Consider the following 16539-nt stretch of genomic DNA (forward strand, 5'->3'; position numbering starts at 1 on the left):
TAACAACGGATGAAGCAGCAATCCTCTTGGAAATTACAGAAGCTCGTCATAAGGTTGGCTCCACTATATTCTGTTCACAGATTGATCCTAGTGGATGGCATTTAAAGCTAGGAAATGAAACGATTGCGGAAGCAATCTTAGATCGTATTATTCATGACTCCTATCAAATTCTACTAGATGGAGAAGTTTCTATGCGTGAGCGTCATGGGTTAGGCAGGTAACCTTAATATGGCCACATAAACCACTAGGGAGATTCAGAAGATTGAAGAATACTATTATTGGGTGGGTTACAAAACCTGGATTCCTTTCCCAAAGGAACTAAATGAAATGCTTTTAGAGGTATACGTCGAGGAACCTATTCCTTATAGCTGGACTGAGGAAGATATATTTGAAGGGACTAGAATGATAATCTTCGATTACTTCAGTAACCAATCTAAATAGTTAATTAATAATAAAAGCCCTATCAGATTACTAGAATGTTAATCTGTAGGGCTTTTTTATCCATTGGTAAACATGTGGCGGAGAGTGGTAAATTCCTTGGCGGAGAGTGGTAAAAAAGATGGCGAGGGTGGTAAAATCTCTTGGCTGTATTCATAAATCACCTAGAATGGATTTAATTAACACATCTATTTTCTACTACCCTGCCCATTTTCTGGTGTAAGCACAGTTTCGCTTATGACATGAATGTTGCCCACTTGTTACATAAGAAAGCCGACTATATAGGCAGCTGATCGTGAGTATTAGCACTCTTTCCATAAAGAAGAGTAAGTATGACTTGTTATAATTGTTCATTCAAAAACTTTATAAATTTCATTTTGAAATCTTCGTTCTTGATTATTTTCTTAACACGATAGGTATTTTGTAAATACATTCTAACCTTTCAATTTACAAAGAATAACCTATGATATCTTTCATCATCATAAATATCCTTAAACCAAGAATAATTCTTTAACATTTCAATATTTCGGTCAATTTTTTTTGTATCCAAAGAGGTACTGCCATTTGGTATTAGTGAGGCAAGAAATTCTTCTAGCAAGCTCTTTAAGCTCCTTTATAATTAAACTTTATTATATCTTTTATATTAAGTAACTTTGTTGATTGTCTTCTATCACTATCTGGATAGATCCGAAAAGTTGACTTGGTTCCGCAACTGAAACATAAATACCTTATAGTTTTAAAAGATTTTAAGTGAATAAAATAAAAATAGCCAAAGCGATAACCCCTATTCCTGCTAAGAATAAGAAGATCCTCCTTATTATAGGGGGAAATAGCTTATAAATTATTAGTATGAAAAAATCACTTAGATCTGTTGGTATATCTGATGCAAACTCCTTCAAGTCCTTTTTCTTGCTAAAAATCGCCATCCATATACAAAATACACCTACCATTATTAAAAAAATTGAAAAAATAATTATTCCCATCTTATTATCCTTGTCCCCTAAAATTAAAGTCTATCGTAAAATAATTATTATCCGATTTAGGCTTTTATTAAAGAGGTAAATAATCCCATTGTCACAAATAGAACATGTTCAATGGGCAACTAACCTTAAAGTTAAGCGCCAGATTATTTAAGTGAATTTATTTAAAAATTTTATATTTAAGGCAACAAAGTTCCTCTTCAAGTTAACCAGCATGACATAAACAGGCATGTACTTCTGAAATATTGCTTTAAGTAACTGTAACCAAAATAGGTAAATAACCTGCATCGCATGCTACCTTTTGAAAATAAGGAAATGTGTCTATTATCAATTAGCGTTTCGATACCGGTTTGCCCTCCCCCTTAAGTTTCTATATTCAGTATTATACTTAACATAATTTATTTCTCTTCTAAATGTAATTCTCCTTTAACGTTATTATCTTCCCTATAAAAACTCTTATTATTGGACTTTAATACTGAAACAGAAAAAATAAAAGAGAAAAGCAACATGACTAGGGCCAAAGTGACTGTTGTAAGTCTTAGAGAAACAATGTCTGCTATTACTCCAAAAACTAAAATAAATACTACTTGGATAGCACTTTGGATTAGCTGGTAAATGCTTGTTACTCTCCCCATTACATTAACAGGAACATTGTTTTGATAGAAAGTCACAATTCCTGCATTTAAAAACACATTAAAGAAACCTATTGTAACAAAACCAGCAACTATAGAGGTAAATGACCATGAGAACGCATAGATTACATAGCCAATTGTCATCATGATTAATCCAATAGCTATCATAAATCGAAGTGCAAATTTATTAGAGAAAACCGATAATAATAAAGCTCCTACAACAGAACCAATACCAGTTATACTAATTAATAAGCTATAATCAAATTCAGAAAGACCTACTACTCGTTGAGTAAAAACAACTTCTTGTGCATCCATAGTAAAGGAAAAAACCATAATTATAATAAAACCCATATAAATAAAAGATACATATTTATTGTTTACCATGAATTTTTGAACAATCGTAAAGTCATGAATCACTTGTCCAATAGTCAATGTTGGAATCGTTTCTTTATCAAAATTTTCTTTTTCAGGTAAAAAAAATAGTAAAATTGCTGAAATCAGGAAAAAGAAAGCATTTAGCCACAATGTTGCTTCAACAGAAGTTAATAAAATAAACGAACCCCCGATAGCAGGTCCAATAATAAATGCTCCTGAACTAGCAAAAGATTGAATAGAGTTAAAACGCTTTCTTTTTTCTATTGGAATGAGAATAGTAATATAGGTTATAGAAGATGGATTAAAAAATGCTTTTGCCACACTCAAGACAACTAATATTCCATAAATAACTACCATGTTTGTTGCCACCGGGATTAAGCAGATGAAGGCAGCTCTAACTAGATGCGTTACAATCATTAATTTTCTCTTGCTTCGATAGTCAATAAAACTTCCAGTCCAGAACTTTGTAACAATATTAGTCAGTGGTCCTACAATCCATAGCGCTGCAACTGCAGCTGCCGACCCAGTTAACTGATAAACTATAATATTAATTGCAACTAAATAAAGAAAGTCACCTATACTTGAAAAACCGATGGATAATAATAATATTGATGGATTCTTCCAATCCCTCCAAATATCCTTCATATTATTCCTCTTTTCTATTAAGGTTCTTTCAACTCCTTTTTAGCTACTCATACGCTGACGCACTTTTTCACTTGCAATAAATGCGTATTTGAAGCAAATACTTGCTCGCTTATAAGCGTTGAGTCCTTCATAAATCGATGCCCATAAAGGTGCATAGTACAATATCAGTGAATAATACTCTTGCTCAAAGAAATAAGGGAAAACAAGCTCTTCTATGTCTTTTACCTTATTTAGCGAAAAATCTCGATCACTTACATACTTGAGCAAATCTAGTTGATATTTATGATGCCATACATTAAATCGTTCCTTTGGATAATGGGTAAATAGCTTATTCAATATATCTTTGTCACCCTGTTGATATGAGGCTCTCATCCAATTTATTACAATATGTAAATCCTCCTCAAAGCCATTTGCTTGCTCATAATAAGACATCGATTTCTTGAATAAACCTTGGCATTCATAACTATAGGCAAGGTTGTTGTAAAGAGAACTCCATTGCCTTGGAGATTGTATAGATGAAACGTTTTTTAATAAATCCAGACCTGCTTCAAATTCCAACAGTGCCTCTCGAAACCTATGTAAATCATTCAAAATAACGCCTTTCATTGAATAAAGCTTCAACTGAAATAAAGGTTTGTAATAATGCGAGAACGCTTCATCCGCACGATTGATATAATATAGAGCTTGCTGGAATGAATAATAGCGGTGGTGAGCAAAAGCTAAATGGTAAAGATAATTCGCTTGCTCAAAACGATTGGCAGTAATCATATAATTACTGACATGCTGTTGCTCTTCTCGAAAGATAATCTCATCGAACTCAAAGAAAGATAAATGAACATCCGTCGTAGTCGCAATATACATTTGTGTTACCCGATCTTGATGCCAGATGACGAAAGGTTCAATTCTCATCAGCAGCTCCCTAGCTACAGTTAAGGCATTGATGGATGACAAAAAACGACTATAGACCAAACTGGCCAGCAAATCGATTTCTTGTTGAAAAACCTCCGTTTGATAAGACTCCAACGTTGCTAATTCGTTTTGTGTCAGATTTTCATTCGATAATAGTTTTGCATATAATGCTTCAAGAAAAGAATGTTTCAATTCTATATTGGCTACCTCTATGCCTAAGTCAATCCCTAGACGTGCTAACAGCATTTCGTATACGGTTTGTTCGGCAATCACCACACCATTTTCAATACGACTCAAATAAGAAGGTGTACAAATGCCTAAAGATACATCATCCTGTCTTAAACCTTGTTGCTGACGATGATATTTTATCATCCGCCCCCAGTTCTTTCCTTCATTCTCTGTCATTCTTTTCACCTCTCCCCTAATTTTAACAAATTTTCTTTAACATATATTGTGTATATGGTAAGTATTATTTTAGATCATAACCCGAATTTCACAGCACTTACACAACTAGAATAAGCCATTATATTGATCGATAGTTCGAATTCATCAACGGCACAAACTTTTACAAAATGGTTCATTGATTTATTTAACCATAAACATTAATGTTAAATTTACTAATAATAAGTTTACCTACCTTGTAATTACTCACACGTATGTTAACTATAAGATTAACAACAGCTTTATTCATTATTAATCTACCTCCCCCTTTAATAACAAAAGCATATTTATTTTAGAACGCATTAATAAAAAATTTAAAGTATAACTATTTTCAATTTATCATAAAAAAACAACATTATTTATATCTTCAGTCATATAATCGGGTTTAACCTACACACATGACTATAAGTTTCCATGCTTAAGTATTTTTTATATTCTTCAGTGATGGAATTAGAATAAAAGAATTTACTTCTTTCAAAAATGTTTACTATGATTACCTAGATTCCTTGTAGCAATCTAATGAGAGTTGATACTAATTATCAGTTTAAATAACCAATTTAGACAAAAAAAAGAACAATTTTCAGGAGAAAATTATTCTTAATTATTATTAACCTTTTGATATAACTTAAATTCCTCATCTTCATCTAACCATTCGATTGAAAAAGATTGTTGATCTGACTGTTTAAATTGGAAGTCTTCGTAGTCACTAGTTTTAATTATTTTATTATCTTTTAAGGTTTGCTCTCCTCCACCAACACCATAACCTGTTCCTTCTAATGACCAGGAATTAACTTCAATTATGCTGTTATCTTTACCGATGTATTCTATTATTATTTTACTTTGGTAATTCACATGGCCTTTACTAGTAAAAGTAGATGAAACTTTCCAATTTTCACTTTTCCCCTCATATAAATATTGTTCACTTATATGCCTACCTTTTAAAAAATCATATGCAAAAAAAACAAAGATTATAAAAGCTATGATCAAAAATATTAACTTATTTCTCTTCACCACTTTCCCTCCCTTTATAAATTATTATACAGATAAATGAGTAAATATTTATTTATATTAAAAGAATCTAAAAATAATGTTCATTATTAGGTAATCCAATAGTGCCCGGTAAGTTCCAACCCTATGATCACTTTTTCATGTTTTGTTCCAGCTTTTATTGATTGATCCAATATAGAAACATTTGAATCTCTGCTTGGTATTTTCAAAATAACAAGTGGGTTGCAAAACTCCGTTCCTCTATAGTCCGGTGCACGTGCAACATGCTTCAACTTGAATGAAGGGGTTTTTGGTGAATTATACTCTGATATGTCATTGCTCACTCTTCAAACATTTCCTAGGTCATAAGACGTTTTAAAAGCAGGAAAAAAGACCATCATAAAGAAAATAAATGAGATCTGTAGAAGCAGTTCACCTAGAGTGGGCAAACAATCCATTTTCGGAATAGATAAAAAATCGGGGAGCGACTATTTCTGAAATCGGGGAAATGTATCGGTTTAATCACCCTAAGAAACTGGTGCGTTTCCAGGAATTGATCCAAGTGTCTTTGAATCTGATACATTCAAAGGTACTTTAAATATTCAGTAATACACGAAATAAAGTTGTTTCAAAATTCACTCAAATATTTTATCAACAGTTATTTTCGTTAATACTAATAAAATAATAAAAATTGCTATCGATATTATAATGTTAAATATTGCGGTTGGTGCAAAAAAGAAATAATTTAAAACCTTTGTGGTGATAATATAATTTAGGACAAATACTGCAAGGAAAACAAATATGTATTTGAAGTTCAATACATCACCCTCCGCAAAAATAAAAATCAGAATATTATTATAATTTTAACATAAGGTTTTTTAAAAAGTAAAGGATTGTTATGGAAATAACAGGAATTTAAATTTTGAAGGAGAGATTTTTTTCAAAGTCAGTAATCCTGTCTCTGTTAAACTTTAATTATATTTAAATTAACGGAAACTCTATTTCCTTTGATTACTCAAATTCAATGTAAGTCTTCAAAAGCATTTATTCATTCTAAATTTTTTAATTCTTGATAACTAAATCAGCTTTTTCGATTGGCGAAACTGTTTCCATATAATAATCTTCAGCTTTCCAGTATCTCTTTTGAAACTTCTCAATTTTATTTTGTGTATCGACATTTTCACGATTGAACCTCTCTTCTCTTGAACAATTCAGATAAATCATAAAATCGAAATAGTTTTTCCACTCTTTTCTTTGTAAAAAAACTCCTTCGATTATAATTAGACAAGTATCAGGTATTTTAACTGTATGTAATTTTTGCAAATCACAACTATTGTCATAAGTCAATAATTGTAGTTCATTAGCTACTTTAAGTTTTTTGAATAACTTCTCTTTCAGCCATTCTACATCCCATTGCAAATTGTAATACTCATGCCACTCTTCATAACCGGTGTTATAACGTTTTTTTCTCTCTACAATGTAATCGTCTAAATGCAAAACACAAGCCAACATGTTTTTATCTTGAATATGCTGTTCGATGTTTCTTACTATTGTTGTTTTACCAGAACGACTTAATCCATCTATTCCTAGAACAACCCTTTGACCTTGTTCAACTTTTGGAATTCTTTTAAATAAATTTGTTATTTTATCTTCCAAGCTCATTCCCACCCAAATTTTAATATGCCAATTGCACTATAGCGCCCCGTTTCTATCATAAGCAAGATTTCACTTATTAGAGGACTGGTCTCCCTTTACTTAAAGAAGCAGCTAAGCATTGGTAGTCAAAAAATACATTCCTAAAAGGATTACCATGATTAGCAATATACCTAAAAAACACGCTTCATTTTTTCCCCCTTTAATATATATTGCTAGCTTGTCACTAATTCCTGTAAATTCTTTATTCTAATCGTATTTTCCTTCCTAAGCTAACATGCCCCTATTATGGAATTTTAAAGAACCTGTCAAGTTAGGCAGTTTATCTGGAATTCCTCCGTTATAGCTTAATTATCTTCCTTCCAACCAATTTGCTGAATAATAATAGCTATCACTTTATCTTCATTAATCCCAAACTCTATATTTATCCTATTATCTTTATCAAAATATCCAACCGTATCTATGCCACTTTCAACCCTTTCATAATACTGATCACCGTATTCTTTCATTACCTTTTCTTTTTTATCTCCAATTTTAATTTCTTTATAAGTTTCATATATTTTAGAGTTTTCGTGTGTTCTTTTAATGAATAATCGAATAACCTTGTCATCTACAAATCCAAACTCCACACCATCGTAACTTAAATATTTTGACTTTGGATTGTCTATTTCTTCGACTTCATTTGATTTTCCGAAATTGTTGATTACATCCTTCTCAGATGAATTTATTGAAATAGAATTGATATCTTCACTTGACAGATCAATACTCCCTGTACTTTCATAAAAGTCCATCGTTTCTTTCGCTAATGGTTCGCATCCTATTAAAATTAAAAACATAATTATAGTTGAGATTTTTAGATATCTCTTCAAAACAATCCCCCTCTTCATTTATAGATTGGACTATTTAACCATAAGATCTAATACTTTTAATATTTTTAGCATAGTAATAACTTCCCTTGTTAAAGACCATTATTTTTGTCATTGGTTAATGAAACGCAATTCTTATTCTAATTGTTATTAATTATTTTTTCCGAAATGAAATCATTATTACTTATATCTAGGTTAGTAATTACGTATAAACCATCCTGTTTCTTTCGGAAAATCATCTCTAGACAATTTTTTACCCAAAATATATTGTTTGTAAGAAGTGATTGTCCATCATGAGATACAAGATAAATCCTCTTCTTATCTTGTTTTTTACACCATTCTAGAAAATGTTTTGCTAACAAAATAAACTCATTTTCTGGAATAATATTTATTCCATATATCCATAAATTAAGTGACGATTCTTTATCAAGGATAAAATCAGGAAAATCCTTTCTTATCTTTTCTCTTGTTAATAGATGATAACATGGAAGTGTTTTTGAATCTTGTTTTAGAGGAAATATTCTTGGGGAGATTAGTCGGCTTACCAATTTTGTAGGACTTATTCCTTCTGTCCATATCATTGCTGTTTGTAACGCCCTTCTTATAGGGCTGATTATTACAATGTCATCTTCTGAAATTGGAAATTGACTTCTAAGCTCTCGCGCCTGAATTATACCTTCTTTTGTTAAAGAAGGATCAGTTGTATATATACTATAAGGTAGATTCAGAGTATGTTCACCCTGTTCGTGCCTAATAAAAACTAACTCCAATTTATTATCCTCCTCATATATAGCGGTCTCTTAACATTATTCCTGCAGATTAATAAGTAGAGAAACAATCAGCTATGGTAGTTAAGAATTATATTACAGTGAGTAACCTTTGATTTAATGTAAAACATATACTTCTTAATTTATTCCCGCTTATACTTATTATTCCTCCCCCACTATTCTGACCCTTTAGTAAAATAAAACTAAACAAGCTGCCTTAGTGGCAGCTCTGGAACTTTAATATTAGTACCCTTCTGTATTTGGCAACTAAAAAATGCATAAAACGGCAATTAAAAATGTATCCACTTGTCAACGAACTCGTTTACTAATTTTGTAAAATAGATTCTCTGTAGCGATGACTATCACCATTAAACACTACAAGATGCGAATGGTGAATGAGTCGGTCAATAACTGCCTCTGTCAATATAGGATCGCCAAAGACATGATTCCATTGACCGAACTGAAGATTAGTTGTTATGATGATACTCTTTGCCTCATAACACATCGAAATGACTTGAAATAGTAATTCTCCTCCCTGTTTATGTAGGGGAATATAGCCCAATTCATCAAGTATCAAGCAATCTAGTTTTTCAATCTGCTTAAACAGTTTGCTTAACGTACCCTTTTCATTGGCATCAAGAAGACGGTTGACCAATCCTGCCACTGTGTAGAACTTTACTGATTTGCCATACTTCTGTATGGCATTTAACCCAATCAGTGTGGCTAGATATGTTTTCCCTGCCCCTACTCCACCATAGAAGATGGCATTCTCTTGTTGGTCCATAAATTCTCCATTCAATAGAGAATCCTTTGTTAGTCCTCCAGGCAATTGTACTTCTGTCCAATCAAATGGCTTTCCTTTAACTTTAGGGAGGGTAGCCTGAGTAAGTAATAAATTGGCTTTTCGCTCCTCCCTTTGTTGGATTTCCTCCTCAAAAAGCTTTAGTAAAAAGTTTTCATTAGTTGTTGCTTCTACCTCGTGGTAATGTTCCCTAATCCAACTGAGTTTTAATCGTTTCGCATAGGACTGAATCTGCTGGTTCAATGTTTTGTCACTCCTTTATGGAGCTGGTCATAAAGATCAAGTCCTCTTGTAGCTTTAGGTAATTCAGGTAACGGGATTGTCGGCTTTATCTCACTACGTACTCCACGTCCATTAATAAGTTGGTAGAATACTTGTTTAATTGCCTCGACAGAGGGATGTCCTTTCTCTGAAGCGGTGACAAGAGCTTTCGTTATTATGGTGAAATCGTAATCTTTTAATATAGTCGATAATAATCGCAATGCTTCCGGTTTTTCAGATACCGTGCAGCACTCAAAATACACCTTCCATTCCTCAGGTAGTTGATCATAAAAACTGGTATACTTTAGTGCCATAGGGCGTTTGGCCATTAAATTTAAATAAGGCTGCCATTTCATCGACTTGCGGTATTGCCCGTACAGTCGAGAATGACTCACTACTAATTGATGATCATCATTTAAGATCTCAACGGTATTGTAGGATATCTTTACTAATACCTTGCTTTGTGCATATCTTGGTGAAGTGGAGTACAGGTTCAAGTCCAGTTTAATATAACCATATTTATCAGCTTTCAACGTTTCATATCTAACACAATTGTATTCTTTAGAAGGTAAAAGTAGAAAGGCTGCTTTATCTTCTTCAAATAGGTCAGATATTAAGCTTTCTTTTTGGTAATGCTTTCGATTTCTGTCACTCTCAGCTTTTTCCCATAACTTCATATTTAGCTCATCGAGCTCAATAATAGAAAGACTAGGAAGGAGAAAGTTATTTCTCACATACTTTACCATGGATTCAACGTGTCCTTTTTCATTGCCACTGTTGGGATTACAAAACTCGCACTCAAACCCATAATGCAGTACGAAATTTTGGAACTCATCCGTTAATTGCCGTTCTCCATTCGGCAAGATCTTCTTTACGGCAGGGGATAGGTTATCAAAACGTATGGTTTTTGGTACTCCTCCCATATGATGAAACACTCTCTTCATTCCTTCTAAGAAACATTCCTTGTTTTGCGAAGGAAAGACCTGAAAATAAAATCCATTACTTGAAGGGAAGGACATCACTAGAAATGGCAAGACTAACTCTTCACCTGCATATATAAACGGAGCCTCCCCGAAGTCCACCTGTGCTGTTCCTGGAATAGATTCTAATGGAAGTGCAGCTTGAGGTGACTCCTGCAGTAACTCCTTCTTCTTGAATGAAACATAATTCCGTACACTACGATCAGAGCCTTTGAATTCATGAAGTTCTTTTAACAATTCCCACATTCTCTTAGCCGTTCTTCGGAACTTCTTTTTCTTCCTCAAGTCTTCCATAATCCAATCATCTAGGATAGATTTTACTGGGCCTAATACCGGTGCTTGTCTTTGTTGCACTTTTTTTACCTTTTCGTTAAAGTCCTCCATGTCCGCATATTTCTTAACTGTTCTAGGATCCTTCCCCATTCTTTTAGCTACATCTGTATAATTGCAATCTTTATTATTAACCTCGTGTCTGATATACTTAATCTCGGCCACTGCCAACATCTCCTTAATACCTCCTGCGCTTGTTTGTCCCAACAGGAAGTGTATGTGTATTTTGGAATGTTGACAAGTGGTTTTTTTAATTTGTACAGGCCCCCTCGGGGCCTGTACAAATTAAATGCCGAACCTTACATTTTTATAATGCCATAAACAGTACCCTTCCTTATCGAGATAAATGTTTGTAGTCTATAATTTCGATATTAAAATCGTGGTTACATTTCTGCTTATTAATCTTTTCACTGTCACAGGATGGGGATACTCTTACTTTAACTAAATCTTCTATATCGTTATTATCTTTTGAAGGAATATTAATTTTTACATCAATGTCATATGAATGATTGTTATTGTACTTTATTCCGACAATTCTTTGCCATTCCCAGCCAAATAGGTCATCGCCTTTATATTCTTTTATCACTCTTTTATCAATAGTTGGCATTACTAAGTCTGAAACAATATCTTCAGTTGTGAAATGCGAATTTTCTACTTCTGGAATAGTTTCTGCATTGACTGTGTGCACAACGGTAAATGCAAATAATAATGATCCTACTAGGCATAAGCATTGTTTAACCAATAAAATCCACCTCATATATATTTTTCTTCATACTCTTCCCAAACATTTATTCTTTATTCTAATAACGTTACCCTATACTTAAAATAGAAAGATTGCTTGTTCAGCCTTATCTTGTTGGATGGGATGGTGATGATATGAAATCGTGCTTCTCGAATAATAAGCTAGACTATACATGCTTCCTTTTTGTTTAATATTGGGTCTTTCTTCAACTAAACTATCCCCTAAGTATAGATATAAGCATTTCATTATGGAGTTGCATTGCGTCACGAAGTTTAACAAATGTGTATAGACTTTACATCCTAAAGCAAACTAAGTAAAAAAAGGATGTGATTGTTTTGCAAAAGATTGTCTCATGTTTATTATTTTCTTTCTTAATGATGGGCTTTGTATCAAGTAATTGCCTAGCTACTTCTTTGGATAAAATTCCTGCTAAAGAATCTTCTAAACAATGGGAAGTAGTTGTAGATAAAGCGGATAGTCAAGATCCAACATCCAGTATTTCAGATAAACCAGAGTTATATAAGTTTTACAGTCTTGACATTAAAAATAATGGCAATGATAATATTGAATTGGTAAGGGTTGAAGCATATAGAGATGATCCTAATACAAACATAGAATTTGAACTGTTTACTATTCAAAATGATTTACCTGAAAAGAATTTATCTCCAGCATTTCATCATTCAAACTTTCCTTTATATACGAAAGCAACAGAGCTTAAAGTTGTTGTAACTTGGATAAAGAAAAGCGATAATCCTAACGACCAGCGCAAATATAGAGAACAATTTGTTTTCAAACAGTAACTTACAATTGAGAGGTGACACCTCTCTTTTTTTGTCTAGGTGGATATTTCGTTATTTGTCTTTATTTAAAAAATGATCAGATCGTCGGTGAATTCCACTTGAAATGACCGGAAGTCTTAGGGGAAAGAGTCCAGAAAAACCTTCTGATGAGAGAACATAATATTTTTAAGGAACGCAAATAGAAACCTAGGAATGATGCCCTAACTCTCCATTTAAACTGTATTTGTGACAGGAATAGCTGCCTAATTTAGCAGATTGAATTAAAATAACATCCACCCTAAGCGGAATCATTACACATTAAGAACCACAGCGACCTTTAGCTCTTCAAAAAACTAACGCAGCGTGTTTTCAAGAATGTACCCATTATCCCACGTTCCTATCAGAATAAATCGGTCATCGCTGCTGAATTCCCCAAAGCAAGCATATTGAATCTCTTCAACAACAATTGGTTCTAAATCTTCGTAGCGCAGGATTATAACTCTTTTACTATATGTAAGGATAATAAATCGACCATCATTTGAAAGGTGAATATACTGAAAAACACCTAATTCTGGAGAAACTTTATCTGACAACTTAACTTTCTTAATAATCTCCTTAAATTGTGCATCAAGCATAATTATGTCATATCTTTCAACTACAATAAATGAGTTATGAATAGAGTTAAAAAGGATAAAATTCCAATCCCAGATCTCAGAGTTTTCTATTACCTCTATCGCTTCATTTTTTATTGGTTCTTTCACTTTTACAATTTTACGAACTATGTATTCATCGTTGAATTTATCGGTAATTTCATATACAAGAGTAAATAAATAGGCTCTTTCAGCCTCGATGAATTGATTGTAATAGGCATAATTAATTGAATCTTTAAATTGAGTTAAGACTCTAATGTCACCATTTTCCATGTTGATTAATGCCAATTGGTTTCCGTCTTTTGTATTCAATGTATCTAGAATAACGAGTGAAGTATTGGTTAAAGCAAAGTCTGCTTCAACAAGTTGATATTTTTCATTTGATTTTATGGTCATAATTAATTCAAATCCAACTGTTTCATACAAATATAAAGTACCGCTTGTGTTTTTTATATACAAATATTCATCATTGTCGGAAAAGTGAATAAACCCTGGGTGATTAGGTTTACTAAGCTCCTTTATTTTTTCCCAAGAATTCGTATCATAAATAATTGTTTTACTGCCCATTGTATGGCATAAAAAACGATAGTCATTGGAAAATTTAATCTGATAAGAGGTTTTAAATTTTTTAATTATCTTCATCTGAAGCATAGAAACACTTCCTTTATCAATTTCCGTCATATCATGTTCTAATCTTTCTCATCTTATCCCTATTTGCACGTACCTGACCTGATTAGTTAAACCACTTCATAAAAACACTAATCCTATGTGTCTCAACACACTTGTTCCTATAAAGTTATTTCCGATAAAAATACGGACCATAAATCCCTTTTTCGTGCGGAATAACGTATGTCCAATTAAACCCTTTATCAACTACATACACGTCTCTATATTCACCATATTGATCTAAAAAATCGTTTGCTTTCATTTCTGAAGCAAATTCTACTTTTAAAACATCATTGGATTCTTGAAAAAATATATAACAGTATTGTTTGTTCACTCTATCAAAAGTTTTGTTTGCCTCTTTACCCTCAAGGTAATTCATTCTATTACTATGCAACAGCTCCCATAAAAAATGGTGACGATATAATCTTTTTTCATTTATAGATTCAAAGAATGATTTGATCCATTCTTTTCTATAATCATTACCTATGCTCTCAAATTCCGTTACAATAATTCCTTTTTTACGAAGATTAGTGGCTAAATTCAACTATTGTTACCTCCATTTCCTTCCTTTACTTTACTGGTAACCAGATAAACCTCTAATGAAAAATTGTCTTCTTAAATTTTGCTGGCTGATTTGCCCTTTATAGATCAATGCCCCTATGAACAATATCCATTTATTATGTCAGATTACATAAATGCAGCTTGGGCATAATCTTTAGGAGCTAACCTTAATGCATACACTGATGTTAGTAACCCAATGGAGTATAATAATGATAGCTATATTATAGTATACTACTAATAAAGTTGGAATTATTAGGAAGAAAATACACTTAAATATTCAGGAACTTAATCACCTCTTGGAAACTATTTTTCTGTGATAATAATTCCCCATTCAAATATTAAATAATAGCCACTAAACAAGCCAACTTCTGAAATGGTATCTATTTTATTTTTCATTAAAATTTTTCTTGAAGTATAACTTCATTCTGCACATACAAAGTAACGTCAAAAATTAAAGTGCTTTTACAAATTTTGTGCTAAAGTTAGAGTGGAACTGGGAATTTTAGGAGAGTGAATAGATGTACAAATTAATTCAAATTGTGTTCCTTTTATCATTAATTCTAATCCTTACAGGGTGTAATTCCACTGAAGAAAGAAAAGCAGAAGGTTTAATCAAGGAATATTATCAGTCAATGATAGATGGCAATTATGAGAAGGCTTTCGAACAATTACATTTGTTCCAATATGATGGAAGAACGGATGATTATAAATTAGATGAAGAATTCTCATTATCTGCTGAAGAAGCAAAAGAGTTCTATTTAAAAAAAGTAGAGATCTCGCAAGAAAAAGGTTATCAATTAATAAACTTTGAGATTGGTGAAGTCGAATATGAAGATGGCCATTCATTCTGGCATCATATAAAACTTCAAACAGAACATAATGGCCAGGAATTTGAATGGAATGAAACAGCATCAATTTATAATGGGAGATTATTGATTGGCGGAGATGACCCATTTCAGATTTACCGTGACGGCAGAATGAACTTTGATATTGAGGGTTTTTAATTAGTAAAAGGAGAAAATAAAATGCCTATAATTGAGCATCAGCAATTTATTAAAGCACCAGTTGAAGTATGTTTCGACCTTGTAAGAAATGTAGATATTCATACTCAAACGACCTCTAAAACTAGGGAAAGAGCTGTTAGTGGAGTGACAGAAGGATTTTTAGAACAAGGTGATACGGTTACCTGGGAAGCCATCCATTTTGGGATTAAACAAAGGTTGACAGCCAAAGTGACAGTAATGGAGAAACCACATACATTTGTTGATGTTATGGTGACGGGAGCTTTCCATTCCTTCGTTCATACCCATCAGTTTATTGAAGAAGCTGGAGGAACCATAATGATTGATAAATTTCAATATAAATCACCATTCGGTCCAATTGGCGTTGTAGCCGACAAGTTATTTTTGGAGAAATATATGACGTCATTCATTGTTTCTCGGGCAAAAGCATTGAAAAAGATTGCTGAGAGTATGGAATAACCTTCCTAAAGTCCAAGATCAGCTGTTAGTCGAGTAGTTTTTTATCTTATGACTAGAAGGGTAGATTAGTGGTAAAAGTTAATGGTTTTGATATGGAGTTTTGTAGGCGTGTTTGTTGTTGCACTACTCTTATTTTGATATTTTTTAGATAAAAAAACCAACCGTTATAAACGAATCAGTGATAAAAATGCTAAAGATGGCCAAGAATTAATGAAGGATGAAGCACAAAAAGCACACTCCACCTAATTCGAACCATACAAATTGGTCGTAATGGATGATGAAATGAAATACAATATTGGATTAGCAAGTATTTGGTTCTTACACTATTGGGTGCTGCAGTCAATGACTACGAAAGGGACGATACAAGCGGAACTGATACCTTCTCTGTTCAGGTAAAATGAAAGGTGTGACCGTCATTAAAAATGAAACAGTTTCTGCTAAAATATTGGGACACTTTACTGGAAAGTAACATTCCCTTTTCATAGTAATTAGCGGACTCAGAAAACAAGACATTCTGAATAGACTGTTCTGATTTTTTAAGATAGAGGTGATTAAGAAAGAGCCCACATATACACTTTAATGAATAAAATAATG

At 32.7% G+C, this 16539-nt stretch carries 16 protein-coding genes; 4 read left to right on the forward strand and 12 right to left on the reverse strand.

Features of this window, described 5'->3' with window-relative positions; genetic code table 11:
- On the forward strand, window positions 1-221 hold a 221-nt coding region (locus A6754_RS12680; RefSeq protein ID WP_180320221.1), incomplete at its 5' end, for an ATP-binding protein.
- A 1595-nt stretch (window positions 222-1816) separates the two neighbouring features.
- Here A6754_RS12680 and A6754_RS12700 read toward each other — a convergent pair.
- The 10 genes from A6754_RS12700 to A6754_RS12745 all read right to left on the reverse strand — a co-directional run bounded on the left by A6754_RS12700 (window position 1817) and on the right by A6754_RS12745 (window position 11808).
- Window positions 1817-3070 carry an MFS transporter gene (locus A6754_RS12700; RefSeq protein WP_066446092.1) on the reverse strand — a complete coding sequence of 418 codons (1254 nt, stop codon included), beginning with the start codon at window positions 3068-3070 and terminating at the stop codon, window positions 1817-1819.
- Between the two features lie 39 nt (window positions 3071-3109).
- Window positions 3110-4384, reverse strand: coding sequence for a helix-turn-helix domain-containing protein (locus tag A6754_RS12705; protein ID WP_066446094.1), 1275 nt, complete (start codon window positions 4382-4384; stop codon window positions 3110-3112).
- A gap of 633 nt (window positions 4385-5017) precedes the next feature.
- Entirely contained in the window at window positions 5018-5431 is a 414-nt protein-coding gene (locus A6754_RS12710; protein ID WP_066446096.1) for a hypothetical protein, read from the reverse strand.
- Window positions 5432-5517: 86 nt separating this feature from the next.
- Window positions 5518-5751 (reverse strand): hypothetical protein, encoded by a 234-nt coding sequence (locus A6754_RS22800; protein WP_156495789.1) that lies wholly within the window; start codon window positions 5749-5751, stop codon window positions 5518-5520.
- 718 nt (window positions 5752-6469) lie between these two features.
- Window positions 6470-7069: a kinase gene (locus tag A6754_RS12720; protein ID WP_082851684.1), complete on the reverse strand. Its 600-nt coding sequence runs from the start codon at window positions 7067-7069 to the stop codon at window positions 6470-6472.
- Window positions 7070-7407: 338 nt separating this feature from the next.
- Complete coding sequence (locus A6754_RS12725) at window positions 7408-7929, reverse strand: hypothetical protein (protein WP_066446107.1); 522 nt, start codon at window positions 7927-7929, stop codon at window positions 7408-7410.
- A 137-nt stretch (window positions 7930-8066) separates the two neighbouring features.
- Window positions 8067-8696, reverse strand: coding sequence for a histidine phosphatase family protein (locus A6754_RS12730; protein WP_257297622.1), 630 nt, complete (start codon window positions 8694-8696; stop codon window positions 8067-8069).
- 322 nt (window positions 8697-9018) lie between these two features.
- Window positions 9019-9738: an IS21-like element helper ATPase IstB gene (gene istB, locus A6754_RS12735; protein ID WP_066446112.1), complete on the reverse strand. Its 720-nt coding sequence runs from the start codon at window positions 9736-9738 to the stop codon at window positions 9019-9021.
- Window positions 9735-11240: an IS21 family transposase gene (gene istA, locus A6754_RS12740; RefSeq protein ID WP_066446114.1), complete on the reverse strand. Its 1506-nt coding sequence runs from the start codon at window positions 11238-11240 to the stop codon at window positions 9735-9737. Before istA ends, istB begins: the two co-directional genes overlap by 4 nt.
- A gap of 160 nt (window positions 11241-11400) precedes the next feature.
- Window positions 11401-11808: a hypothetical protein gene (locus A6754_RS12745; RefSeq protein ID WP_246586635.1), complete on the reverse strand. Its 408-nt coding sequence runs from the start codon at window positions 11806-11808 to the stop codon at window positions 11401-11403.
- A 335-nt stretch (window positions 11809-12143) separates the two neighbouring features.
- Here A6754_RS12745 and A6754_RS12750 point away from each other — a divergent pair, with 335 nt between their 5' ends.
- Window positions 12144-12608 carry a YozF family protein gene (locus A6754_RS12750; RefSeq protein WP_066446125.1) on the forward strand — a complete coding sequence of 155 codons (465 nt, stop codon included), beginning with the start codon at window positions 12144-12146 and terminating at the stop codon, window positions 12606-12608.
- Between the two features lie 332 nt (window positions 12609-12940).
- Here the strand turns inward: A6754_RS12750 and A6754_RS12755 are convergent, their stop codons facing one another.
- Together A6754_RS12755 and A6754_RS12760 are read right to left on the reverse strand one after the other, a co-directional pair.
- The gene (locus A6754_RS12755) at window positions 12941-13888 is read right to left on the reverse strand and encodes a hypothetical protein (protein WP_066446128.1); all 948 of its coding nucleotides are present in this window, start codon (window positions 13886-13888) and stop codon (window positions 12941-12943) included.
- Between the two features lie 145 nt (window positions 13889-14033).
- Window positions 14034-14447: a DUF4275 family protein gene (locus A6754_RS12760; RefSeq protein WP_066446136.1), complete on the reverse strand. Its 414-nt coding sequence runs from the start codon at window positions 14445-14447 to the stop codon at window positions 14034-14036.
- Window positions 14448-14982: 535 nt separating this feature from the next.
- Here A6754_RS12760 and A6754_RS12765 point away from each other — a divergent pair.
- Together A6754_RS12765 and A6754_RS12770 are read left to right on the forward strand one after the other, a co-directional pair.
- Entirely contained in the window at window positions 14983-15468 is a 486-nt protein-coding gene (locus A6754_RS12765) for an outer membrane protein assembly factor BamD (protein ID WP_066446145.1), read from the forward strand.
- Between the two features lie 21 nt (window positions 15469-15489).
- Window positions 15490-15945, forward strand: a complete 456-nt coding sequence (locus tag A6754_RS12770; protein WP_066446148.1) for an SRPBCC family protein — start codon at window positions 15490-15492, stop codon at window positions 15943-15945.
- Window positions 15946-16539 lie beyond the last annotated feature (594 nt).

The organism is Cytobacillus gottheilii, assembly GCF_001636345.1.
Taxonomy (GTDB): Bacteria; Bacillota; Bacilli; order Bacillales; family Cytobacillaceae; genus Cytobacillus; species Cytobacillus gottheilii.